Origin of the sequence: Micromonospora cynarisoli (assembly GCF_030518815.1) — a bacterium.
Taxonomy (GTDB): Bacteria; Actinomycetota; Actinomycetes; order Mycobacteriales; family Micromonosporaceae; genus Micromonospora; species Micromonospora wenchangensis.
In genome coordinates this window covers 4427007-4451069 of record NZ_CP130426.1, presented here as the reverse complement: position 1 = coordinate 4451069, position 24063 = coordinate 4427007, and the positions used below count along the sequence as shown (strand labels likewise).

General features: G+C 71.3%; 17 protein-coding genes and 1 pseudogene. 13 read left to right on the top strand and 5 right to left on the bottom strand.

Going from position 1 to position 24063, the window contains the following annotated elements:
- Positions 1 to 18 precede the first annotated feature (18 nt).
- The 4 genes from Q2K16_RS19050 to Q2K16_RS19035 all read left to right on the top strand — a co-directional run bounded on the left by Q2K16_RS19050 (position 19) and on the right by Q2K16_RS19035 (position 4238).
- Positions 19 to 1272: a beta-ketoacyl-[acyl-carrier-protein] synthase family protein gene (locus Q2K16_RS19050; RefSeq protein WP_302738958.1), complete on the top strand. Its 1254-nt coding sequence runs from the start codon at positions 19 to 21 to the stop codon at positions 1270 to 1272.
- Positions 1269 to 2936, top strand: a complete 1668-nt coding sequence (locus Q2K16_RS19045) for a CoA-transferase (RefSeq protein WP_302738957.1) — start codon at positions 1269 to 1271, stop codon at positions 2934 to 2936. Before Q2K16_RS19050 ends, Q2K16_RS19045 begins: the two co-directional genes overlap by 4 nt.
- 15 nt (positions 2937 to 2951) lie before the next feature.
- The gene (locus Q2K16_RS19040; protein ID WP_302738955.1) at positions 2952 to 3878 is read left to right on the top strand and encodes a ketoacyl-ACP synthase III; all 927 of its coding nucleotides are present in this window, start codon (positions 2952 to 2954) and stop codon (positions 3876 to 3878) included.
- Positions 3879 to 3947: 69 nt separating this feature from the next.
- Entirely contained in the window at positions 3948 to 4238 is a 291-nt protein-coding gene (locus Q2K16_RS19035) for an acyl-CoA dehydrogenase family protein (RefSeq protein WP_368052489.1), read from the top strand.
- 15 nt (positions 4239 to 4253) lie between these two features.
- On the opposite strand, the gene Q2K16_RS19030 is transcribed toward Q2K16_RS19035, so the two are convergent.
- Entirely contained in the window at positions 4254 to 5570 is a 1317-nt protein-coding gene (locus Q2K16_RS19030; RefSeq protein ID WP_368052488.1) for a LuxR C-terminal-related transcriptional regulator, read from the bottom strand.
- A 1020-nt stretch (positions 5571 to 6590) separates the two neighbouring features.
- On the opposite strand from Q2K16_RS19030, the gene Q2K16_RS19025 reads away from it, so the two are divergent.
- Both Q2K16_RS19025 and Q2K16_RS19020 read left to right on the top strand, forming a co-directional pair.
- Complete coding sequence (locus Q2K16_RS19025) at positions 6591 to 7772, top strand: Rossmann-fold NAD(P)-binding domain-containing protein (protein WP_302738951.1); 1182 nt, start codon at positions 6591 to 6593, stop codon at positions 7770 to 7772.
- 148 nt (positions 7773 to 7920) lie between these two features.
- Positions 7921 to 8760, top strand: coding sequence for a leucine-rich repeat domain-containing protein (locus tag Q2K16_RS19020; RefSeq protein ID WP_302738950.1), 840 nt, complete (start codon positions 7921 to 7923; stop codon positions 8758 to 8760).
- 153 nt (positions 8761 to 8913) lie between these two features.
- Here the strand turns inward: Q2K16_RS19020 and Q2K16_RS19015 are convergent, their stop codons facing one another.
- Both Q2K16_RS19015 and Q2K16_RS19010 read right to left on the bottom strand, forming a co-directional pair.
- Positions 8914 to 9324, bottom strand: coding sequence for a hypothetical protein (locus Q2K16_RS19015; protein WP_302738948.1), 411 nt, complete (start codon positions 9322 to 9324; stop codon positions 8914 to 8916).
- Positions 9321 to 9746 (bottom strand): DUF6389 family protein, encoded by a 426-nt coding sequence (locus Q2K16_RS19010; protein ID WP_302738946.1) that lies wholly within the window; start codon positions 9744 to 9746, stop codon positions 9321 to 9323. The genes Q2K16_RS19015 and Q2K16_RS19010 overlap by 4 nt, the downstream gene beginning before the upstream one ends.
- A gap of 363 nt (positions 9747 to 10109) precedes the next feature.
- On the opposite strand from Q2K16_RS19010, the gene Q2K16_RS19005 reads away from it, so the two are divergent.
- Positions 10110 to 10283 (top strand): putative ATP-grasp target RiPP, encoded by a 174-nt coding sequence (locus Q2K16_RS19005; protein ID WP_302738944.1) that lies wholly within the window; start codon positions 10110 to 10112, stop codon positions 10281 to 10283.
- Positions 10284 to 10430: 147 nt separating this feature from the next.
- On the opposite strand, the gene ectB is transcribed toward Q2K16_RS19005, so the two are convergent.
- Positions 10431 to 11681 carry a diaminobutyrate--2-oxoglutarate transaminase gene (ectB, locus tag Q2K16_RS19000; protein WP_302738943.1) on the bottom strand — a complete coding sequence of 417 codons (1251 nt, stop codon included), beginning with the start codon at positions 11679 to 11681 and terminating at the stop codon, positions 10431 to 10433.
- 51 nt (positions 11682 to 11732) lie between these two features.
- Complete coding sequence (locus tag Q2K16_RS18995; protein WP_302738941.1) at positions 11733 to 11930, bottom strand: MbtH family protein; 198 nt, start codon at positions 11928 to 11930, stop codon at positions 11733 to 11735.
- A gap of 175 nt (positions 11931 to 12105) precedes the next feature.
- Between Q2K16_RS18995 and Q2K16_RS18990 the strand changes: the two genes are divergently transcribed.
- The 6 genes and pseudogenes from Q2K16_RS18990 (at position 12106) to Q2K16_RS18965 (ending at position 24018) form a co-directional block, all read left to right on the top strand.
- On the top strand, positions 12106 to 13053 hold the full coding sequence (locus tag Q2K16_RS18990; protein WP_302738939.1) for an ornithine carbamoyltransferase: 948 nt from the start codon (positions 12106 to 12108) through the stop codon (positions 13051 to 13053).
- On the top strand, positions 13050 to 14522 hold the full coding sequence (locus Q2K16_RS18985) for an amino acid adenylation domain-containing protein (protein WP_302738938.1): 1473 nt from the start codon (positions 13050 to 13052) through the stop codon (positions 14520 to 14522). The genes Q2K16_RS18990 and Q2K16_RS18985 overlap by 4 nt, the downstream gene beginning before the upstream one ends.
- A pseudogene (locus tag Q2K16_RS18980) lies at positions 14519 to 15457 on the top strand (threonine ammonia-lyase); the annotation flags it as partial. The gene Q2K16_RS18985 and the pseudogene Q2K16_RS18980, both read left to right, overlap by 4 nt.
- A 115-nt stretch (positions 15458 to 15572) precedes the next feature.
- A complete protein-coding gene (sbnA, locus tag Q2K16_RS18975; protein WP_302738936.1) occupies positions 15573 to 16583 on the top strand; it encodes a 2,3-diaminopropionate biosynthesis protein SbnA in 1011 nt (336 codons plus the stop codon).
- Complete coding sequence (sbnB, locus tag Q2K16_RS18970; RefSeq protein ID WP_302738934.1) at positions 16577 to 17587, top strand: 2,3-diaminopropionate biosynthesis protein SbnB; 1011 nt, start codon at positions 16577 to 16579, stop codon at positions 17585 to 17587. Before sbnA ends, sbnB begins: the two co-directional genes overlap by 7 nt.
- The gene (locus Q2K16_RS18965; RefSeq protein ID WP_302738932.1) at positions 17584 to 24018 is read left to right on the top strand and encodes a non-ribosomal peptide synthetase; all 6435 of its coding nucleotides are present in this window, start codon (positions 17584 to 17586) and stop codon (positions 24016 to 24018) included. The genes sbnB and Q2K16_RS18965 overlap by 4 nt, the downstream gene beginning before the upstream one ends.
- The last annotated feature ends 45 nt before the right edge of the window (positions 24019 to 24063 follow it).

Sequence of the window (24063 nt, the reverse complement as noted above, 5' to 3'; positions counted from 1 at the left end):
TCGGTGGGAGTCATATCGATGAGTGAGCACGCGGATCAGGTTCTGATAACCGGGATCGGCGCGATCGCCGCAGGGGCGTCGGGCGTCGACACCTTCTGGTCGCACCTGCGTGACGGTGTGTCCCAGATCAGCACGGTGGACCGCTTCGTCGCGGAGGACCTGCCGGCCTGGATCGGCGGTGAGATCACCGGATTCGATCCGTTCGCGGCGCTACCCGAGCGCGCCCACCGGTTCGCGACCCGTCAGGGCCGCGAGACGCTCATCGCGATGGCCTCGACCAGCCAGGCTCTGGCCGACGCGGGGCTGGCGGTCGGTGCGGTCGCACCCGACCGGATCTCGATGATCGGTGCCTGCTCCCGCGGCCCGCTCGGCTGGTGGTCCGACACCTTCGCGGGAGCCGACCGGTCGGGCTCCCGGAGCCCGATCCTGCAGAGCCTGCCCGGCGCGCCGGTCTCGCTGGCCGCGATCGTGCAGAACATCCAGGGCCTGGTCACCACGATCAGCAACGGCTGCGTCAGTGGACACCAGGCGATCGGCCTCGGATGGGACGCGTTGCAGTGGGGGCAGGCAGACCTGGTGATCGTCACAGGATACGAGTTTCCCCTGGTGCCCGCGCTGATCCGGGCGTTCGGGCTGATGGGGGAGGGCGCACTGTGCCGCCAGCGGGACGCCAGCGGCGCGATGAAGCCGTACGACCGTGCCCGCGACGGTTTCGTCCTGGGGGAGGCGGCCATCGCGCTCTGTCTGGAACGGGCCTCCTCGGTGCGCCGCCGCGGCGGGCGCGGCTACGCCGAGATCCTCGGCCACCGGTCGCGCAACGAGGCGGCCCACCCGATGACCATGGACCTCACCGGCCAGCACGGCAGCCTCCTGATCGAGGACACCCTCAAAGGCTGCGGCAGGACCGCCGACGACATCGGTTACATCTGCGGGCACGGCTCCGCCACCCGGTACAACGACCTCGCGGAGGGACGCATCCTCCAGGCGCTCTACCCGGATCGGCCACCGCACCAGCGGCCGCCACTGGGATCGGTCAAGCCGATCTACGGGCACACCCTCGGCGCCTGCGGCACCCTGAACGTCGCCGCCGTCGCGCTGATGCTCCACCACCAGCGTCTCGCCCCGACGATCAACTGCGTCGATCCCGACCCCGAGTGCGGTAGCGACCATGTGCTCGACGGGCCCCGCAGTGTGGCGTTCGAGGTGGGGATCTCGCTGGCCATGGGGTTGGGTAGCCAATCGTCGGTCGTTGCGCTCGGTCCGGTCCGGTGACCGTCGTGCCCCACTCGCCGCTGCTCGCCCCGGACCCGGACACGCTCGTCGCGACGCTGCTCCGCCCCGGCATGCACGTGCACTGCGCCATCACCCCGGCCCGGCCGAACGCGCTGATCTATGCGCTCGCCCGGGTCTTCGCCGGTCAGGGCACGCTCACCGTCAGCATCGCGTCGGTGCACTCCAGCGCACACGCCCTCGCGCTCTCCGGGGCGGTCCGACGGATCATCACCAGCTTTCTCGGCGAGATCTACCCCGCGCCACGCCCGAGCCCCCTGTATGCGGACCTCTCCGGTGGGCGACCGTTTGAGGTGGAACTCTGGTCCCTGTTCAGCCTCGTGCAGCGGTCGCTCGCCGCCGCGCAGGGTCTGCCGTACGCGTTGACCCGTTCCCTCTCCGGGAGTGACCTGGGCGCGGACGGCGACCTGCACGTCGTGCCCGATCCGGTGCACCCTGACCAGAACCTCACCCTGCTGCCGGCGCTGCGGCCCGACGTCACGCTGGTGCACGGGGTGTGCGCGGACCGTCGCGGCAACATCGTTCTGGTGCCGCCGCTCGGTGAGGGACCGTGGAGTGCCCTCGCCGCCCGTACCGGTGTGGTGGCGACGGTGGAGCGCATCGTGCCCGACGCCGTGCTGGCCCGCTACGCCGACCGGGTGGTCATCCCCGGCCAGCGGGTACTCGGGCTCTGCGAGGCGCGACAGGGCGCCCACCCGCAGGCGCTGCGGACCGGTGCGGTCGCCGGGGTGCCCGGTTACCTGGACGACGACGACTTCCTCCGAGAGGCAGGCGCACGATGCCGCGACGCGGCATCCGCCGCCGGCTGGTTCGCCGACTGGGTGGACCTTCCCGGCGGCCACGACGAGTACCTGCGCCGGCTTGCCGCGCGACCGGTGCCCGCCCTCCGGTCGCCCCCCACGATCGGCGCCGACCAGCCGGCCAGCGACCCGGAGCGGCTGATCGTCCTCACCGCCCGCGCGATCGTCGACCGGGTTCGGAACGACGGGTACGACACCCTGTTCGCGGGTATCGGCGCCGCCCATCTGGCCGCCTGGCTCGCCTCCGACGTGCTGGCGGCGCTCGGGCATCAGGTGCGGGTGTGCGCCGAGATCGGGCTCTACGGCATGCATCCGGAGCCCGGAGACCCGTTCCTGTTCAGCCAGGCCCACGTCGCCCGCTGTGAGGGGCTGACCGGGATCGTCGAGTCGCTCGGCGGCATGGTGGCGGCGAACACCGGCCGATGCCTCGGGGTCCTCTCGGCCGCCGAGGTGGACCAGCAGGGCGCTGTCAACACCACCCGGCTCGCCGACGGGCGCTGGCTCACCGGCTCGGGTGGGGCGAACGACATCGCCTCCACGGTCGACTGCGTGGTGGCCGCGGTGGCGACGCCGCAGCGCTTCGTGTCCCGGGTGGCGCACGTGACCACGCCGGGAGGGCGGGTCCGCGAGGTCGTCAGCCACGTCGGCCGGTTCCGGCGCGGTGGCGACGGCCGGTTCCGGCTGGCGACGTGGTTGCCGCCGGTGGAGGGCGCCAGTGCCTCGGCAACCGTTGCCGCCCTGACCGCCTGGCCGGCTTCGCCGAACCCGCCGCAGACCGAACCGGAGATCGACCCGGGCGAGCTGGCCCGGTTGCGCGAATTCGATCCTGACGGGCACTTTCGATGAGCATGGGAGGCCGGGATGCGGGGAGTATGGGCTGGCGCCGGGATCCGGCTGCTGGGCTTCGGACACTACTACCCGGCCACGGTGCAGCCGAACCCGCCGGAGGTCGCCGCGGAGGTGGGTGTGCGCAGCAGATACGTCGCCAGCGCCGCCGAAACCGTCACCGCCATGGCGGTCCGGGCCACCGAGGCGGCGCTGCGCGCCGCCGGCACCAGCGCCGACGAGCTGGACCTGCTCGTGCTCGCCAACTGCACCACCCGCCGCTACTTCCCAGAGACCGCACCGCAGGTCGCGACCGAACTGGGGTCGGCTCGGGCCCTGGCCTTCGATGTCTGCGGCGGCTGCGCCGGTTGGGTACACGGGGTGCAACTCGCCGCAGCTCTCCTGCGCACCACCCCCGGAGCGCGCCGGGCGGTGGTCGTCGCCTCGGAACAGTTCTCCCGCCGGGGGCGTCCGGGCAGTCGCAGCGCGCTGGTCGTCGGTGACGCCGCAGGCGCCGTCGCCCTGGGCCGGGAGGCCGGCGCGGAGGACGGACTGCTCGACTCCGTGCTGCACACGAGCGGGGGCGACGCCGACGCCTGCGTGATCGAGGAGGAGAACGGGTTGCTGCGCAGTCGCCGGGCCATGGTGGAGCTGGCCCGGAAGACCCAGCTCGGCGCGGTGGACGAACTGCTGGGCCGCAACGGCGTGACCCTGCACGACATCGACTGGGTCGTGCCGCACCCGGGAACCCACGCCGTCCACACGGCGTTCACAGCCGAGCTGGATCTTGCTGACGATCGGGTGGTGACGAACTTCGCGACCGCCGGCAACACCGCCAGCGCGACGATCCCGACGACGTTGTCGGAGAACGTGGCGATCGGCCGCTTCCGGCCGGGTCAGCTTCTGCTCACCCCCACCGCGGGCGCTGGATGGTACAGCGGCGGCCTGCTGTTCCGCCTCTAGCCGTGACGGCACCACCGGCGACAGGAGGTAGGCCGGTCACGATGGTGGGTCTGGGCGTCGTGGTCGCCGGTGCGAGCACCGCCGGCGAACTGTGGCAGGTGCTGCACCGCGCCTGGCTGGTCGACACGGTCGGTGGCGATCAGGCGCGCTCGGCCGTCTCGGCCGTCGAGGCTGAGGTTCCCACCGTGGTCGACCGCGCCATCCCAGCTACACGGCGCCGCCGCTCTCTCACCGGACACCCCGCTGGCTCAGTTGGCCGCGCTGACCAGGGTGCTCCGGATCGCCGACGGGCCGGACGAGGTGCACCGGCGGCTCGTGGCCCGTGCCGAGCTACGCCGGCACGGCTCGGCACGGTGGTGACCTCCCCAGCTCCACTCAGGAGAGCAGGCGGGTGAGGGCGGCGGCGAGCTGCGCCCGTCGGGCGATGCCCAGCTTGCGGTAGATGGTGGTCAGGTGGAACTCCACGGCACGGGGGCTCACCCGGAGCTGCCCGGCTATCTGCCGGTTGGTGTTTCCGGCGATCACCAGTCCGGCGATGCGGTGCTGGTGGGGGGTCAGCAGCGCCGGGTCAGCCGGTGCGGGCCGGCGTGCCGGGCTGGCCGGCGTCCGAGGGTGCCTGACGCCGCTCTGGCCCCGGCCGTGCCGGGCGGCGGGCACGTGGTACCGGTCGGGGTCGGCGACACCGTGACTCAACGCATACCGGACCACCGGCTGGGTGAGTGTGAGCCCCGTGCTGGCGGTCATCCCGACCACCCCCATGTCGATCAGAGCGCGCACCAGGTGGTCGACCCGTTGCGGCGTCAGCCCCAGCACCGCCGCTACCGTCGTGATCTCGGCGGTGGTCAGCACGGCGAGAGCCCGACAGACCGCGACGAGCTCTGCTCCCGCTGCCTCGACACGAGCGGTGACCGGGCGGCCGATGGCGGCGGCGTGCGTCCCCGCGACGTGAGCGACCGCCGGCGCGGTCAGCGGCGACCGCGTGACGATCATGATCGTCAGGAGTTGGGTGAGCAGCTTGGGGTTGCCGCCGACCTCCCGCTGCGCCGCCGCGCCGACCTCCCACGGAACCGGCACCCCGAGCTGCCAGCTCAGGAAGGCATGCGTTTCCCACACGTCCAGGTGGTCCAGGACCCAGCGGTGGCCACCCGGGGTCGACCCGGCGAGTCGCTCGACGTCCCCGACCCATGCGCCGGAACAGCCGGTCAGGATCAGGGCCAGCGGAAGCGCGGGCGTGTGCCACCGCAGTCCGGCGAGCCAGGACATCGAGGCGCGATCCATCCAGTGCGCGTCGTCGATGGCGATGAGCGCGCCCGATCGACCCGCCTCGGCGGCGACCGCGAGCCGCAGTCCCTCCGTGCCGTCGGTCCGCCCGCCGGCCACGAGCTGACCCACGACGTATCCGTCGCTGTCGCGCTGGTCGCACCGGGCGCGGACGGTGCGCACCGACACGCCCATGGTCCGGGCGGTCTCGACCACGCCCCGCAGCAGCTGGCTCTTGCCCATGCCGACGCCGCCCTCCAGGAACAGCAGACCACCCGGGTCGGCTCCGCCGGACCCGGACGCTCCCGCACAGACCCTTCGAATCAGCTCGATGGCGGGCGGACATCTGCCGAACTGTCGAGTGCCAGGCAGCGTCGCTGGGGAGGCGGTCCCGCGCGTCAGGTCGGGGTCACGTCGTGGCGGAATCGACATGCGTGCATCGTGGCAGTCCCTCGTGGGTGGTGACCCACCCCGCTGGGCGGCCGGCCGGCCACGAATGTCGTACCCCACTGCATCGGGGCCGACCTGCGGGGACGCACCGCCGCGAGCTGCGGCGCGAGGCTGCGAACAGCCGCTTGTCAAGCGAGGCTGGGGCTACTGGGTAGGCCGGACGCAGGTTGCTGGTCCCGCGTGACGGATGACCTGGCCCATGGGTCGTGGGGCGGCATGGTGGCGCTGCCGTGGCTGTCGAGGCGCTGCGACCCGGGACGATCGGGTCACGGTCGCGGCGGTGATGGCGACGTAGCCGGTACCGGTGGTGGCGACCAGCGGATTGTCGGCGGCGAGCGTCACCCAGAAGTTTTTGTGGCCCAGAACTGCGCGGGCGCCATCCCCAACGGAGATGGTGCCGTTCGTCCGAGGTGAGCCGAGGATGGCCTACGAAACTGCTCTCGGAGGTGCGCCCACCGGGGAGATGACGTTGGCCGGGGCGGTCATCTGCGGGCACGCGCCGGTGCGAGCCCCGCTGGGGGTCGGCTGATGTCCTTCGAACTGTCGGGTGCGGTCAGGAGGTGGCGGGTCAGACGTCGGGCGCCAGGGCGGGGCGGTCAGGTCGGCTTCGACGCGCCCTCGGCTGATGTGGCGGTAGAACATGTCGAGGCTGCCGGTGTGGCCCGGTTCGGGACGGTGGCGTATCGCTGACGACGGCGCGGCGCGACGTCGATTCCGAGCGCGACGCACCACCGACGCGATCGGGGAGATCGACCGGGTTGTGCGGCGCAGGGACGCTCCAGGACCCCCGGAAGCTGTTCGCGGAACGTCCGGCGGCCGTCCAGGGGGCATGCAGGTGGCGCACGCGTACCCGGACCACCGCCGGCCTGGCTTCGACCGGCAGATCTGCGAGGTCCGCTGGTGGTACCCGTGCGCCCGGTCAGGAGTGCGCGCCCGCACCAGGGTCCGCCCGCCCCGTCCGTGACGTCATCGACACCGGTCACCTCGAAAGGTGGATCGATCATGGCAGCTCAACAGTCTCGTCGCGACGGCGCAGTGATAGACAAGATCCAGGGGCGGGGGTTCGACGCGTGGATCGGCAGCCTCCGTCGCGACACGGACGACTATGCCTATGGTGGGCTGCGTCTGGTCGGGCCGGGCGTCGGGGAGGCGGACGCTCGGATTCTCCTGGGTGACCTGCTGTGGGGTGAGAGTCTGCTGAAGAATCTGATGATCACCCATGCGTTGCAACAGGGGGCACTCGATCGATTCGCTCACACCACACCGGGAGGTTTCCGGCACAGCCGCGTCGGCAGCGCGCGGTGCATCGTGCGGATCCGTGACGAGGCGACCTTCACGCTGCTCAGAAACCCGAGCCATCCCCGCTTCGAGGCCACGCTGACGCCGATTCTGGCGAGCATCGGCGACTACCTCAACGGGCAACGCGGTCGAATCACGCTCACTCCGGATTTCGGACCCTATGCGTCGACCGCCGATCTGCTGCACCGATCGACGCCCCACGTCCTCGGGATACGCCAAGAGTTGGGAGGCTGTGGCGCGAAGGCCGCCTATGCCGCTGTCGGACTGGTGGCGTCCTTCGACCGGCTCCACGTGCCACCCGAAACGCCGATCGCCGTGATCGGCGCCGCCGGGGCGATGGGCACCCGCCTGCTCAGTCACCTGGTGTATCAGGGCTACCGGGACCTGACGGTCTGCGACATCGCCTACCAGGACGGACGTGGCCGCACCGATGTTCCTGCCAACACGAGACGCGTGCCCGCTCAGCCCGGCCGCTTCCCGGCTGAGTGCCTCGACCGCGGCGGCGTCGTCGTGGCTACCACCTGGGGGCGCGAGCTGGTGAACTCCGATCTTGCGGCGATACGACCGGGCACCTACCTTCTGCTGGCCCACAACCTCTCCGTCCCCCGAGGAGCGACGGGCACCGCGATGCTCCGCACGCTGGCGGCGAACCATGTCGTCGTGCTTCCCGGTCAGCTCCTGACCCTCGCCGGGGCACTGGCTGCCCGGCTGGAGTGGTACGGGCGGCGTTGTCGACCAGGCGAGCCGTTCGACAGTGAGTTCGCCCGGGAGCTCAGCCGCGTCCTGGCTGCCTACTGGACCGACCTCGTGCTGTCCCGCTCGCGCCGAGACGGCACCACTCCCTACGAGACCCTGCTCAGCCTGACGGATTTCACCGACCCCTGACTTCCCCTCGGGCGCGCCAGATCGTGAGGGTTCCGACCTGCCGAAATGGCGGTCAGGCCGGGTTGTCGCGGCGTATCCCGACGTCGCCGTCCCTCGAAACCGCTCGGCAAGCGGTACTTACGCCGCTCGCCGGATACCGTGGTGTCTTGTGAACACCGGCATCGTCCTGTTGCGCAGACGCAACGACCGCAGCGTGTTCGGGCCGGAGCGGGAACTGGTGTTCTTCGACGAACCGATCCTCCCCGAGCGATTGGCTCAGATCCGCACGGTGCAACTGTGGGCACCGCACGATGACCGACTTGAGCGCCTGCCGGAGATCATCGGCGAGATGGAGAACCTCACCTCTCTCACGATCAGCGGCAACAGCTCGGAGCCCTCGCTGGTGATAGGGATCCACCCGGGTGACCTTCCCGAGTCGTTGGAGGAACTACGCATTCTCGATGAGCACGGGCGCGTGCTCACGTGGCCGGGCGTGGTGCTGCCCCGCCTGACGACCCTCTTCGTCAGCGATGTCTTTCGATTCGATGTCTCGGCGTTTCCCCTGCTTCGAACCGTTTCGTTGAAGCCGGACCGAGCGCAGGCGAATCTGCGGGAGGCGCTGCGGCTGCCACTTCATGAGCTGAACGTGCTGAACGTCCCGCCGGGCGAGAGGATCTTCGAAACCGTCTCCAGCCGTCCATTACGACGGCTCGGCCTGCTCTCGGGAACGAAGCTCGCCTCGCTCGACGGCATCCAGGCGCTGCCGAGTCTCGAATCGCTGCGGTTGAAGAACCTCCGTGCCCTGTCCGATATCTCCGCGCTGCGGGAACTTCCCGAGCTGACCCGGCTCGACATCCAGTACTGCCGCAAGATTCGAGGCATCGAGGTGCTGGCTGAGCTGACTTCGCTGAAGCGTCTCGCACTCGTCGGGTGCGGCGATCTCGGTCTTACCAAGGTGCGAGACGTCATCGACCGTATTCCCCTGACCACGATCGGTGCGACGAGCTGACTTCCGGACGGGAGACCGCAGCTCGGGCAAGTCATTCCCCGCAGAGCTACGGGTTGGTAGGCGGCGGGATCCGAACCGACCGGTATCCGTTGCCGGAGCGTGCTCCGCCCGACGCGGCCGGCAGACCGTCGTAGGTCACGAACTCGGGGCGCGTCACACCGATTCTCCATCGCGCAGCGAAGCGAGACGCGCCCGCTCGGTGCCCGCATCGAACTCGACGTCGCGGGCGGCGACCCGTGCCACGAGTTTCTCGAGCGCGTCGAGCAGCCCGCTGCGCAACAGGGCTGCGGGCTGCTCGGCCCGCAACACCTCCTCGCTGTTGTACCGGAGTTCACCGCTCACGGTCCGTGCGGCGAGGTGCACCCGGGGACGTCGCAGCCCCGTGGGCTCGGACACGACGCTGAGGTCGCCGCCCACCGTCACGAACAGGTCGTAGTCGTAACCCCACTCCCGACCGCGAAGCTCTCTCTGGAGACGTTTGAGCTCGGTGATCACCTCACCGGGAATCCCCGGTCCGCCGAAGACCGTGCGGAACGAGAGTCGTCCCACGGTCGGCGTGCTCACGCGGTCACTCCGTCCGGGGTGCTGATCCGCCAGAATACTCCCGGTGGCCCCTGCGGGACGACCGGCGAGATCCACTCGGTGACCACCGCGAGCACGGCCCGTTCGAGGTCGTCGCGCGTCCAACCGCGCGGACGCCCCGGCACGTCGGGCTCCCAGCCCTCCTCGCCCCACTCGACCCCGAAAAGGTGGCGCTCCCCGTCGAACCGCTGATTCAGCGTGAACGCGGCGTCACCACAGAAGCGCGCCCACACGTCGAAAGGCCCCTCGCCATCCTGGTCGACGAACACGTCGACCAGGATGCCTTCGACGCCGCCTCCGGCCTCCTCCGCCGCCGAGCGGAACCGCGCCAGCCTGCTCGCCACCTCCGCCGTGCAGGTGGCGAGGATCGGCCCGAGCTCGTCTGCGTAACCCCGCGCCTCCATTTCCGCAGGGTATCTGCGCCACCATCAGTGTGAAATCGCGCGTTCGAGGCTCGTCGTCTTCGAACTTCTTGCCATGACCCTGTGCGATCTTGAGTGCCTCGACGACGAGCGTTGAGGATCGGCCCTCAATCCCTGATTCTGCGCCGACGGCGAGCCGCGTGTGTCCGCCGGACGCGCGGCCGGGCCGGCGCTGGAGCGATCGCGCCCCCGGCCTCCTAACGCCCCGTCGAACACACCCCGCCAGCCCGAGACTGGGGCCGGGAACCAGGGAAACCCCCGGTCCCTGGCGGTTCCCAGCGGCACACACTGGTGTTCGTCCGGCCGAGCAGCCGGACGCTCCCTCAGGGTGAACAGGGGTACGACATGATGCGCAAGACCGTACGGATCGATACGATTCCGGCTGACGGCGTGGAACTGGCCGACGAGCAGCTCGCCCGGATGCTGGGTGGCCTGCCGAGGCGGGACGTCGGGGGTTCGTCGAAGACCATCGACGACATCCCCAGCGGGGGCCGGAACGACACCGACAGCGACTTCTGACCAGCCGCCGGCCGGCCTCCCGGGCCGGCCGGCGTCGACCGTCCCGCCCGGAACGCCGATGGTTCCGACAGCCCCGAACGTGATGGAGGGGGACGGAGCCCGATCGCGGGTGGACAGGGCGCGGGGCCGACGTGGTGCCGATCTCGCTCAGTAGCCGACCGCTGCCGCCACCGCCTCCCCCAGGACGCCGAGACCCTCGGACAGCTCCTCGTCCGTCGATGTCAGGGACGGCATCAGCTTCACCACCCCGTCGCCGGGGCCGGCTGTCTCCACCAGCAGCCCACGGGAGAACGCCTCCCGGGCGACCCGGCCGGCCGTGTGCGGCTCCCGGAAGGCCAGACCCCACACCAGGCCCCGGCCACGGGACGCCGCCATCTGCGCCGGGTACCGCCCGGCGAGCTCCGTCAGGTGCTCGTCGAACAGGATGTCCCGTTCCGCTGTCTGCTTCTCCAGCCTGCTGTCGGTCCAGAACTCCTTCAGTGCGGCGGTCGCGGTGACGAACGCGGGGTTGTTGCCGCGGAAGGTCCCGTTGTGTTCGCCGGGTTGCCACACGTCGAGTTCGGTGCGGAAGAGCGTGAGGGACATCGGCAGGCCGTATCCGCTGATGGACTTGGAGAGGCAGACGATGTCGGGGGTGACGCCGGCGTGTTCGAAGCTGAAGAACGGGCCGGTGCGGCCGCAGCCCATCTGGATGTCATCGACTATCAGCAGGATCTCGCGACGGGCGCACAGTTCGGCGAGGTCGGCGAGCCAGGTGGCGCGGGCCGGGTTGACGCCGCCCTCACCCTGCACGGTTTCCACGATGACAGCGGCCGGTAGTTCCATTCCGCTGCTGCTGTCGGCGAGCATGCTGTCGAGCAGGGTGAGCCCGGACACCTGGCCGTCGGCGAAGCCGTCGTACGGGATGCGCCAGGTGTGTCCGAGCGGAATCCCGGCGCCGGCGCGTACGGCGGTGTTTCCGGTGACGGCCAGGGCGCCGAGCGACATGCCGTGGAAGGCGCGGGTGAAGGCGACGACGGTGTGGCGTCCGGTCACCTTGCGGGCGAGTTTGAGCGCGGCCTCGACGCTGTTGGCTCCGGTGGGCCCGGGGAACTGCACCCGGTAGTCCAACCGGCGCGGGCCGAGTATCCGCGAGCCGAACTCGGTGAGGAAGTCCTGCTTGGCGGCGGTCAGCATGTCGAGACTGTGGGTGACCCCGTCCTGCTCGAGGTAGTCCAGCAGGGCCCGCTTGAGCACCAGGTGGTTGTGGCCGTAGTTGAGGGCGCCGGCACCGGTGAAGAAGTCGAGGTAGCCGCGGCCGTCGTGGGTGAACAGCCGGCTGCCCCGCCCGTGGTCGAACACGACAGGCCAGTTCCGGCAGTAGCTACGGACCTCGGACTCGATTGTCGGGGCGGTCATGATGTCTCCTCGGAGTTGGCGCTGCCCGTCCACCACGGTCTCCGCAGTCCCTCAGGCCTGCGCCATCTGCTCACGCAGGCTCCGCGGCCGCATGTCCGACCACACCACCGCGATGTGGTCCAGGCACTCCTGCTTCGACCCGGACGTCCCTTCGGCGGTCCAGCCGGGCGGCAGCTCCCGGTCCGCCCACCAGATCGAGTACTGCTCCTCGTCGTTGCGTACGACGCGGTAGACACCGTCGTCAGTCATGGCCCCTCCGGCTGGTCGGGTGATCCGAGTAGGTGGGCCCGATCCTGCCCGGCCGACCCGCACCCGCCACAGAGACGAACGCGCAGACGCGTCGTGCGGTCCCGTCCCTGTTCGGCGGTCCCCTGCCTCGCGCAGGCTCTGGTCACGGCGACCGCCAACCGGAAGGGGGCTCGACATGGCCGAGCGACGCCACCTGATCTCCATCGACGACCTCCGGGACGACGAACTGCGCTGGATCGTCGAGCGCGGCGTCGAGTACTCACGGGGTACCGCAGGTGCCGGCCAGCCGCTGTCCGGGGCGGTCGTCGGTGTGCTGTTCCGTAAGACGTCCACCCGTACCCGGACCGCGTTCTCCGCCGGTGCGCTGCGGCTGGGCGCGGGACTCGTCACCTACGGCCCCGCCGACCTGCAACTGGCCACCGGCGAGTCCGTCGAGGACACCGGTGCGGTGCTGTCCGGCATGCTGGACGTGCTGGTCGCCCGTACCGCCGGGCCGGAGGCCGAACTCCGGGCGTACGCCGGCCAGAAGCAGATGTCGGTGATCAACGCGATGAGCGCCGTCGAACACCCGACGCAGGCCCTCGCCGACCTCACCACGATCGTCAGGCACTTCGCCCGGGTGGAGGGCGTACGGGTGCTGTACGTGGGGGAAGGCAACAACACCGCCTCCGCGCTGACGCTCGCCCTGTCCCGGTACCCCGGCACCGAGCTGCACCTGCGTACCCCAGCCGGGTACGGCGTCGAACAGCGGTACCTCGACCAGGCGGCGGCGTCCGCCCGGCGCACCGGCGCGCGCGTCAAACAGCGGCACGACCTGTCCGACCTGCCGCCGGTCGACATCGTCTACACCACCCGTTGGCAGACCACGGGCTCGACGAAGCCGAACCCCCACTGGCGTTCCGAGTTCGCCCCGTTCCAGGTCGACGAGGCGTTGATGGCGGCCGTCCCGGACGCGGCGTTCATGCACGACCTGCCGGCGCACCGGGGCGAGGAGGTGACCGCCGCGGTGCTCGACGGGCCCAGGAGCATCGCCTTCATGCAGGCCGAGAACAAGTACCACAGCGCCCGCGCGGTCCTGGAGTGGTGTGTCGCCGGCCCGCCGAGCGGCGGAGCGGGACGGTGACCACCTTTCTCGACGACATCTCCACCCACGCCGCCACCCGGCCCGCCGCGCCGGCGATCGTCACCCCGGACACCGTCGTGTGCTACGGGGACTTCGCCGCCCGGACCGATCGGCTGGCCCGCGCGCTGGTCGCCCGGGGCGTCGGGCCGGAGCAGGTGTGTGCGGTCCTGGTCGACCGGGGCCCGGAGGCCGTCATCGCGATGGCGGCCGTGCTCCGGGCCGGCGGTGCCTTCCTCACCCTCAACACCGAGCTGCCCGATCAGCGGCTGGCGGCCATGGTCCGCACGGCGCAGGCCAGGATCCTGGTCACCACGCCGTCCCGGGCCGGACGACCCGGCCTCCCCGTCGACGGCCCGACCGTCTTCGTCGACGCGCCCGACGTGCCGGCCACCCTGCGACCGTTGGCGCCCCGTTCGCTCGCCTACGTGAGTCACACCTCCGGCTCCTCCGGACCGCCGAACGCGGTGCTGCTGGAGCACCGCGGCGTCACCAACTACCTGCGGTTCATCGTCGACGACTACGGACTCGGTCCGGACACCGTGGTGCTGCAACTCGCCCCGTTCGGGTACGACGCCTCGATCCGCGACATGTTCGCCCCGCTCGTCGCCGGCGGGCAGGTGGTCCTGGTGCCGCGCTCCACCCTGCTGCGGGCCGGTGAGTTCGTCGCGGCCGTCCGGAGGTGGGGGGTGAACACGATCCTCTCGGCCACCCCGACGTTCCTGACGTCACTGCGACACAGCGACCTGCCCGACCTGCGATTGACCGTGTCCAGCGGCGAGTCGCTGCGGCCGTTCCTCATTGCCGGCGGCCGGGACGGCGTGCGCGGACGGCTGATCAACCAGTACGGTCCGACCGAGGCCACGATGACCTCGACCCGCTTCGACGTGCCACCGGTCCCCGACACCACTGTCGACCTGATCGGGACACCTGTCGACGGCGTCAGCGTGCGCCTGCTCGACGACGGCCTGCACACCGTGCCCGACGGTGACGTCGGCGAGGTGTGCATAGGCGGCTGTGGTGTCGGACGCGGGTACGGCGGCCGGCCGGCGTTGACCGCGTCCCGGTTCGTGCCGGACCCCCACGGCGCGCCGGGCGCGCGCATGTACCGCACCGGTGACCTGGCGCGCAGAACCCCCGACGGCGACCTCGTGTACCTCGGACGAATCGACAGGCAGATCAAGGTCCGTGGATACCGGGTCGACCCGGCCGAGGTCGAGGGCGCGCTGCTGGCACACCCCGCCGTTGCCGGTGCGCAGGTCACCGCGGGGACCGACGTCGACGGCAGGGTCTTCCTGATCGCCCACGTCGCCGGCGCGGCGGCGCAGGTGACGGACTCGGCACTGCGGGCGCATCTCGCGGAGACGCTGCCCCGCCACATGATCCCGCGACGGTTCGCCCGGATCGACCGGGTACCCACCACCGTCAGTGGCAAGACCGACCGCCGGGCGATCACCACGGACGGGCCATGAGGACGACGGGTGTCGGACCCACGCTCGCCGACGTACGGACGGCTGCCGCGCGGATCACGGGCCTGGTGGACCGTACCCCGCTGCTGGCCCTCGATTCGCGGGTGCTGCTCAAGGCCGAGCACCGCCAGCGCGGGGGGTCGTTCAAGGTCCGGGGCGCGGCGAACGCGATGCTCGCGCGGTACGCGGGCGAGGTGGTCGCTGGTTCGTCAGGTAACCACGGCATCGCCGTCGCCATGCTCGGCGCCGCGCTGGGCATCAGGGTGACCATCGTGATGGCCGCCGGCGCCAGCGACGGCAAGGCCCGGGTGATCCGCTCGCTCGGTGCCGTCGTGGAGCAGGTGGCCGGCGGGGTGGTCGAGCGTGACCGCCGGGCCGAGGACATCGCCGCGGCGACCGGAGCGGTCCTCGTGCCGTCCTCCGACCACGAACTGGTGGTGGCCGGGGCCGGCACCGTCGGGCTTGAGGTGTTCGAGGAGGTGCCGGCCGTGTCGACGATCTTCGTACCGGCCGGCGGCGGGGGCCTGCTGGCCGGTGTGTGCGTGGCCGCGTCGGCGCTGTCCCGGCCGGTGCGGGTCGTCGGGGTGGAACCGATGTCCGCCCGCCGGTACGCCGTGTCGGTCGCCCGGGGCACGCCGACGGAACTGCCACCGTCCATGACGATCGCCGACGGCCTCCGGGCGCAACGGCCCGGTGCGGTTCCCTGGCCGATCATCAGGCACCGGGTCGACGACCTGATCGGCGTGACCGACGACGCGATCACCCACGCCCTGGGCGTCCTCCGCCGCGCCGGTGTCAGCGCGGAGCCGAGCGGTGCGGTGGCGCTGGCCGGCGCGCTACGACGCCGATCCGCCGGCCGCGCGGTGGTGATCGTGTCCGGTGGGAACGGCGTGGCGGGCGACGGCAGCACCAGCACGACAGAAGAACCTCCGGCAGAACTGCTGCCGGCGTCAACCGGTGAGTCTGCATGTTCTTCCCTGCACCGTCTCGGCCGTGCGGAGGAGTCTCGTGGTAGGCGCATCGCGGAGCGGATGCAATTCGAGGAGCGGCTCTATGACCGAACAGACATCCCCCGGGTCAGGAGTGCTGGCGACAGTCGGGGCGACACCGATCGTCGAGCTGGTGAAGCTCGACCCACATAGTCCGTTCAGGATGTTCGCCAAGTTGGAGTCGCACAACCCGGGCGGCAGCATCAAGGACCGCTCGGCGTTGGAGATGCTGCGCGAGCGCATCCGCGACGGGCGGCTCGTACCCGGACGGTCGGTGGTGGTCGAGTCCAGTTCCGGCAATCTCGGGATCGGGCTCGCACAGGTCTGCGGATACTACGGAATCCGCTTCATCTGTGTGGTCGACCCGCGGACCAACCGGCACAACATCGCCGTCATGCGCGCCCTCGGCGCGGAGGTGGAGGTGGTCACCGACGTCGATCCGGCCACCGGTGAGTACCTGCCCGTGCGTATCCGGCGGGTCCGGGAACTGGTCGCGACGATCGACCACGCGTACTGCCCGGACCAGTACTCGAACCCGCTCAACCCGCAGGCACACCACGCGACCGTGCAGGAGATCGTGCGCGCCCTGCCCGAGGTCGACTACCTGTTCTGTGCCACGAGTTCCTGCGGGACCCTGCGGGGGTGCGCCGAGTACGTCCGGACGCACCAACTGCCGGTGACCATCGTGGCGGTGGACGCGCTGGGCAGTGCGATCTTCGGCCCGGCGGTCGGCTGGCGGATGCTCCCCGGCCACGGCGCATCGGTGCGCCCGGAGCTGTACGGCAGCGACCTGGCCGACGTCGTGGTCCGCGTCGACGACGTGGACGCGATCGCGGCCTGCCGTCGGCTGGCCGCCCGCGAGGCGATCCTCGTCGGTGGCTCGTCGGGTGCCGTCGTGGCGGGCCTGGAGCAGATCCGCGACCAGATCCGTCCCGGGGCCACCTGCGCGATGGTCTTCCCCGACCGCGGCGAGCGCTACCTGGACACCATCTACGACGACGACTGGGTCATGACGTACTTCGGTGACGTGTCGCATCTGTGGAACAAGCCCGACGTGCAGGTGGCGCCGTGTTGATCATCGGGGCGGGTGAGGTCCGGGCCGTCCTCGACGGGGCCGAGCGCGAGGTGGTGTCCGCGGTGGACGCGGCGTACCGGTCGCACGCGGAGGGCCGGACGCGGGTACCGCAGTCGGTCTTCCTCCGCTTCCCGGACGGGGAGCGCGAGCGGATCATCGCGCTGCCGGCCTATCTGGGTGGCGCCACACCCACCTGCGGCGTGAAGTGGGTGTCGTCCTTCCCCGGCAACCTGAGCCGGGGGATGCACCGCGCGTCGGCCGTGATGATCCTGAACTCGGTGCACACCGGTGTGCCGGAGGCGGTCCTCGAAGCATCGGCGATCTCGGCGGGTCGTACGGCCGCCAGCGCCGCCCTGGCGGCGGCCACGCTCTCCTCGTCCCGCCCGGAGAACGCGGTGACGCTGGTCGGCTGCGGTCCGATCGCCTTCGAGGTGCTGAGGTACCTGCGGGCCGTGCTGCCGACGGTGGAGACCGTGACGCTGTACGACCTGAGCGTGGACCGGGCGCGGTCCTTCGCCGCCGAGGCGCGGTCGGTCTGGCCGACGTTGCAGGTCGACGTGGCCGCGAGCGCGGCCGACGCCCTGGCCCGCCACCGACTCGTCTGCCTGGCGACGACGGCGGGCACCCCGCACCTGGGCACCGAACACTGCCGCCCGGGAACGCTGGTGCTGCACCTGTCGTTGCGTGACCTCACCCCCGACTCGATCCGGTCCAGCGTCAACGTCGTCGACGACGCGGACCACGTCTGCCGAGCCGCGACGTCGTTGGATCTGGCCCAGCAGGAGGCCGGCAACCGGGACTTCATCTCCTCCTCGCTGGGCGAGATCCTGGTGGCCGGCGAGCGGTACGTCAGGAGCGACGACGCCGTGACGGTGTTCTCTCCGTTCGGCCTCGGCTGCCTGGACCTGGCGGTGGCCGACCTGGTCCGGCGTGCGGCGTCGGCCCGCGGCCTGGGCACCACCCTGGAGAACTTCCTACCGACGGAGCAGCAGGTGCGCGCATGACCGACATCCTCGAAACCGGCAACCAGTTCCGACTGTCGTTCGAGCAGGAGCAGCTGTGGTTCCTCGACCAGGTCCGGTCCGGTGCCCAGGAGTACCTGCTGCACTGGGGTTTCCGGCTGCGCGGACCGCTGGACCGGGCGGCCCTGGCCGCCGCCTTCACGGCGCTCGTCAGCCGGCACGAGATCCTGCGTACCCGCTATGCGACCGTCGACGGACAGCCGGTGCAGATCGTCGAGGAACCGGCCCCGGCCGACATCACGGTGGTGGACCTCAGCGAATACCCGCCGGACGAGCAGGACCGACGGGTACGGGAGATCGGCGAGGTCGCGGTGACCACACCCATCGACCTGCGCACGGCCACCCCCTGGCGGCTGACCACCGTCCAACTCTCCCCGAACGACACGATCCTGATGATCGTCGTGCATCACATCGCCTTCGACGGCCCGTCGCTGGGCATCCTCGCCAGGGAACTGGGCGTGCTCTACGCGGCCCACGCCCCGGGCGCGGAACCACCGCCGGAGCCGTTGACGCCGCTGGAGGTCCAGTACGCCGACTTCGCCGACTGGCAGCGGAACCGGTGGCGCGCGGACGATGTGGCGCTCCTGCGGCAACTGGACTACTGGCGGGGGCGGCTGGCCGGCATGACCCCACTGGAGCTGCCCACGGACCGGCAGCGCCCCGCCGTCTGGGCGCCGGCCGGCGACGTGGTCGCGTTCGCTGTGCCGGCGTCGCTGTCGGCCCGGATAACCGCCGTGGGACGCGCAGCCCGGGCGACCCCGTTCATGGTGTTCCTGGCCGTCTACCAGCTCCTGATCAGCCGTTACGCGGACCAGCTCGACTTCGGTGTCGGGGTGTCGACAAGTGGACGGAACCGGATCGAGCTGGAGCCGGTGATCGGCTCGCTCGCCCAGACGGTGGTGCTGCGCACCGACCTGGCCGGCGATCCCACCTTCGTCGAACTGCTCGCCCGCGTCCGCGAGACGGCACTGGACGCCTTCGCACACAGGGACGTACCCCTGCAACGGCTGGCCGCCGAGCTGGCACCGGACCGCGGCCTGTCCCGTAACCCCCTCTTCCAGGTCGGGTTCGCGGTCCTCAACGGCCAGGGGGAGCCGTTGAGCCTGCCCGGCATCGAGGTCGACTGGGTGCCGACCCCGGTGCTCAGCGCCACCTTCGACATGTCGCTGCAGATGGTCGAGGAGCCGGACGGGTCGTGGGTCGGCCGGCTGACCTATCCCACCGCGCTCTTCGACCGGGACCGGGTCCAGCGGATGGCCGACAACTACCTGGCGCTCCTGGAGAACCTCGCGGCGACGCCGGAGCTGCCGCTGCGTGCCGTGCCGACCGTGACGGCCGTGGAACGGCAGCGGCTGCTCGGCGGCAACCCCGGGCCGGGCGAGGCGCCCGACGCGTTGCTGCCGGAGCTGTTCCGGGCCCAGGCCGAGGCCACGCCGGACGCGGTCGCCGTGGTCTGCGGTGACGTCCAGCTGACCTACGCCGAGCTGATGTCCAGGGCGGACGGGGTGGCCGGCTTCCTGCACGCCCGCGGAGTCGGCGTCGAGACGGCCGTCGGTGTCGCCATGCACCGCGGCACCGATGTCGTGGCCGCCCTGCTCGGGACGTTCATCGCCGGCGCGGTCTACGTCCCGCTGGCACCCGACCTGCCGACCGACCGGCTGAACTTCATGATCGACAACGCCGGCATCGAGCTGGTGCTCACCGAGACGGCGCTGCGACAGCGAATCCCCCGGCGCGTACCGGCGGTGGCGCTCGACGAGCAGTGGGCCGACGTCACCCGCGCCACGCCACCGTCCCCGGTGGCGCTCGACGCCACGAACGCCGCCTACGTCATGTACACGTCCGGCTCCACCGGTCGGCCCAAGGGTGTCGTGATCACCCACGGCGGAATCCGCAACCGGGTGCTGTGGGCGGTGAGCCAGCACCGGCTCACCAGCACCGACCGCGTGCTGCAAAAGACGACGATCGGGTTCGACGCCTCGGTGTGGGAGTTCCTGGCGCCGCTGGTGTCCGGCGGATGCGTGGTGATGGCGCCGCAGGACGCGCACCGCGACACCGCCGTGCTGGTCGGTGCGCTCGCGGCGCACCGGATCACCGTGGTGCAACTCGTCCCGTCAGTGCTGCGGACCGTGGTGGACGAGCCGGAACTGGCCGCGTGCACGGCACTGCGGCTGGTGTGCTCCGCCGGCGAGCCGCTGCCGACCGAACTGTGCGAGCGACTGCTCGGGGTGATCGAGGTGGAGCTGTACAACACGTACGGCCCGACCGAGTGTTCGATCGACGCGACCGCGTGGCGTTACGAGCGCGGCGGGACGGACGGCACGGTCCCGATCGGTGCCGCACTGCCCGGCGTCGACCTGTACGTGGTGGACTCCGCCGACCGGATCACGCCTATCGGCGTACCCGGCGAGTTGTGCATCGGCGGCGTCGGCCTCGCCCGTGGCTACGCCGGGCGCGGCGACCTCACCGCCGAACGGTTCACCCCGAACCCCTTCGCCAGCCGGCCGGGCCAGCGGTGGTACCGCACCGGTGATCTCGTCAGGTGGCGTGTCGACGGGACGCTGGAGTTCGTCGGCCGCCTCGACTCACAGGTGAAGGTGCGGGGGGTGCGCGTCGAGCCCGGTGAGGTGGAGGCTGCGCTCCGGGCGCATCCGGCGGTCGCGGCGGCCGTGGTCACCGCCTACCGCTCCGGTGCCGGTGACCTGGAACTCGCGGCGTACGTGGTGCCGGCCGCCGGGGCGACGGTGAAGCCCGACGAACTGTCCGGATTCCTCGCCACCCGGCTGCCCGCCGCGATGGTTCCCGCCTGCGTCATCCCGCTGGCCGAGCTCCCGTCGCTGCCCAACGGCAAGGTCGACAGGTCGGCGCTGCCGGCCCCCGACAGCCGGCCCCGCGACGACGACCCCGGTCACGTCGCGCCACGAACGCCCACCGAGCGGGCCGTCGCCACCGTGATGGGCGAGCTGACCGGGGTCGAGCGGGTCGGCGTGGCGGACGACTTTTTCGCGATGGGCGGGCACTCGCTGCTGGCGATCCGGCTCGCGCACCGGTTGCGCCGCAGGTTCGGGCTGGAGCTGACGGTGGCCACCCTGTTCGACGGACGGACCGTGGAGCGGGTCGCCGCCGCGATCGACGCGGGCACGGCACCCGACAGCGGACCGCAGATCGTGCCCGTACCCCGCACCGGCGCCCTGCCGACCTCGTACGGTCAGCAACGGCTGTGGTTCCTGGACCAGCTCGAACCGGGCAGCGCGGAATACCTGGTCCCGATGGTGTACCACCTCACCGGAACGCTCGACACCGCGACCCTGCGCCGCGCGGTGGAGCAGGTCAGCGCCCGGCACGAGGTGCTGCGCACCCGCTACGTCGCCGACGGCGGCATCCCGATGCAGGTCGTGGATCCCCCCGGCCCGGTGGCCTTCGACGTGGTGGACCTGGCCGGCGCCCCGGACGCCGCGCCACGTGCCAGGGCGATCGTCGCGGCGGCGAGCGCCCGACCGTTCGACCTCACCGTCGAGCGCCCGCTACGGGTCACGGTCGTGCACACGGCGGCCGACGAACACCTGGTCGCGATCACCCTGCACCACATCGCGTTCGACAACTGGTCGCTGGGCATCTTCCTGCGCGAGCTGAACGAGGCGTATGCGGCGGGTCCCGCCGGTGCGTCGACGCAGCCGCCTGCGGTGCAGTACGCCGACGTCGCCGCCTGGCAGCGCGACCGGCAGGCCGACGGCACCATCGACGGCCAGATCGAGTACTGGCGGGCCCAACTCGCCGGGCTGGTGCCGGTCGAGCTCACCCCCGACCGGCCCCGCCAGCCCGGGCGTGACCTCCGCGGCGACCTGCTGATCGTCGACGTTCCGCAGGACGCCGCGGTGGCGGCACGCGAGCTGGGCAACCGGACCGGCGCCACCCTCTTCATGGTGCTGCTGGCCGCGTTCGACGTGTTGCTGGGCCGCCACACCGGCCGCACCGACATCGCGATCGGCACCCCGGTCGCCGGACGGACGCGGCCGGAGAGCGAGGACCTGATCGGCTTCTTCGTCAACAACCTCGTGCTCCGGGCCGACCTGGACGGCGATCCGAGCTCCCTCGACCTGATCGACCGGGTCCGCCGGACCACCCTGAAGGCGTTCGCCAACCAGGAGGTGCCGTTCGAGCACCTCGTCGACGCCCTGCAACCGGACCGCGACCTGTCCCGCAACCCGCTGTTCCAGATCATGTTCGAGGTACAGCACAGCACCGACGCCTCGGCGGCCACCCTCGCCGGGTGCACCGCGGTCGGCCTGGGCAGCGGCGTGACGGTGGCGAAGTTCGACCTCACCCTGTCCGTCATGGAGCAGCCGGACGGGCGGCTGGAGTGCTGGTTCGAGTACGCCACCGCACTGTTCGACCGCGCGACGGTCGAACGCCTCGCCCGCCAGTACCTACGCCTGCTCAGCGGCATGGTCGCCGACCCGCACGCCCGGATCAGCGAACTCGATCTGCTGTCCGCCGACGAACGCCACACGATCGTGCACCGGTGGCCGGACCCCGACGCGCACCGGCTGGACCTGCTCGACCCGCCCGACGAACGGCACCTCTCGGTACCGGAGCTGTTCGCCAGGTGGGCGGCCCGGACCCCGGACGCGACGGCCGTGGTGTTCGGGGAGGAGCAGCTCGGGTTCGCCGAGCTGAACGCGCGGGTCGACGCGCTCGCGCACCGCCTCCGGGCGATGGGCGTCGGCCCGGAGGTCGTCGTCGGCTCCTGCCTTGAGCGCGGGTTCGCGCCGGTCGTGGTGCTGCTGGCGGTGCTCAGGGCCGGCGGGGTGTACGCGCCGTTCGACCCGGAACATCCGCCGGAGCGCCTGCGCTACATGCTCGCCGACGCCGGTGCGCACCTGGTGGTGACCACGGGCAGGTTCGCCGAGCGGTTCGCCGGAGACGAGCGCCCGGTGCTCGTCGTCGACGACGGGGACGGGGCAGGTGGCCCACCGTCGGACGACCCGGCACCGGTGACCGTTGCGGACAACCTCGCGTACATCATCTACACGTCCGGGTCGACCGGCCGCCCGAAGGGCGTGATGATCTCGCACCGGTCGTACGCGCACCACTGCCGGGTGATCGCCGACTACTACGGCGTGCGTCCCGGCGAGCGGGTCGTCCTGCTCTCGGCGCTCACCTTCGACGTCGCCATGGATCAGATCGGCGCCACCCTGGCCGCCGGCGCCACGCTCGTGGTGAGTGACCCGGTCTTCTGGACGCCGAGCGAGCTGCCGCCCAAGCTGGAGCGGTACGGCGTGACGATCATGGAGATCACCCCGGCGTACTACCGGGAGATGCTGGAGTCCGGCGTCGACCGGCTCGCCGGCCTGAAACTCATGAACGTCGGCTCGGACGTGGTGACCGTCGCCGACGCCCAACGGTGGGCGGCGACCGGTCTGGCCGGCCGGTTCCTCTGCAACTACGGGCCGACCGAGGCGAGCGTCACCTGCATGCTCAACCCGGTGTCGGGTGACCTCGCCGACGAGCGCAGCACGGCCACCCTGCACATCGGCCGCGCGGTCGCCGGCACCCGGGTGTACGTGCTCGACGCGGGCCTGCGTCCGCTTCCGGTGGGGGTTCCCGGCGAACTCTGCATCGGCGGCGTGCGCCTGGCCCGTGGCTATCACGACCGGCCCGAGCTGACCGCGGAGCGGTTCGTGCCCGACCCGTTCGGGACCGAACCGGGAGGACGTCTCTACCGCAGCGGCGACCTGGTCCGGCACCGGCCGGACGGCACCGTCGAGTTCCTCGGCCGCCTCGACACCCAGGTGAAGATCCGTGGCTTCCGGATCGAACTCGCCGAGATCGAAGCCGCGTTGGCCAAGCACCCCGCGGTGTCCGCAGCCGCCGTCGTCGCCAAGGACGTCGGGCCCGGCGACAAGCGGCTCGTCGCCTACCTTGAGTGGCCCCACGACACCGGGCCCGACCTCGACGGGATACGGGCGTACCTGCGGGAGTCGCTGCCCTCGTACATGATCCCGTCGGCCTGGGTCACCGTCGCGGCCCTGCCGCTGACACCGAGCAAGAAGGTCGACCGGGCGGCGCTGCCCGATCCGACCCCGCCCCAGCTCGACGGTGCCCGCGGGTACGTGGCACCGCGCAATCCGGCGGAGGAGACCATCGCCGCGATCTGGTCCGACATCCTCGGCGTCGACCGGATCGGCGTCGACGACGACTTCTTCGCACTCGGCGGGCACTCGCTGCTGGCCACCCGGGTCCTGGCCCGGCTGCGGGCGGCCCTCGCCGTCGAGATGCCGCTGCGCTGCCTGTTCGACGCGACCACCGTGGCGGAGCTGGCGGTGGTGGTGACCGACCTGATCACGGCGGAACTCGACGAGCTGACCGACGCCCAGCTGAGTGAACTGCTTTCCCGGGATGGTGCCCAGTGACTGAGACGATCGATCGAGCAGGTCTACGCGCGGAGTTGCTTCGGC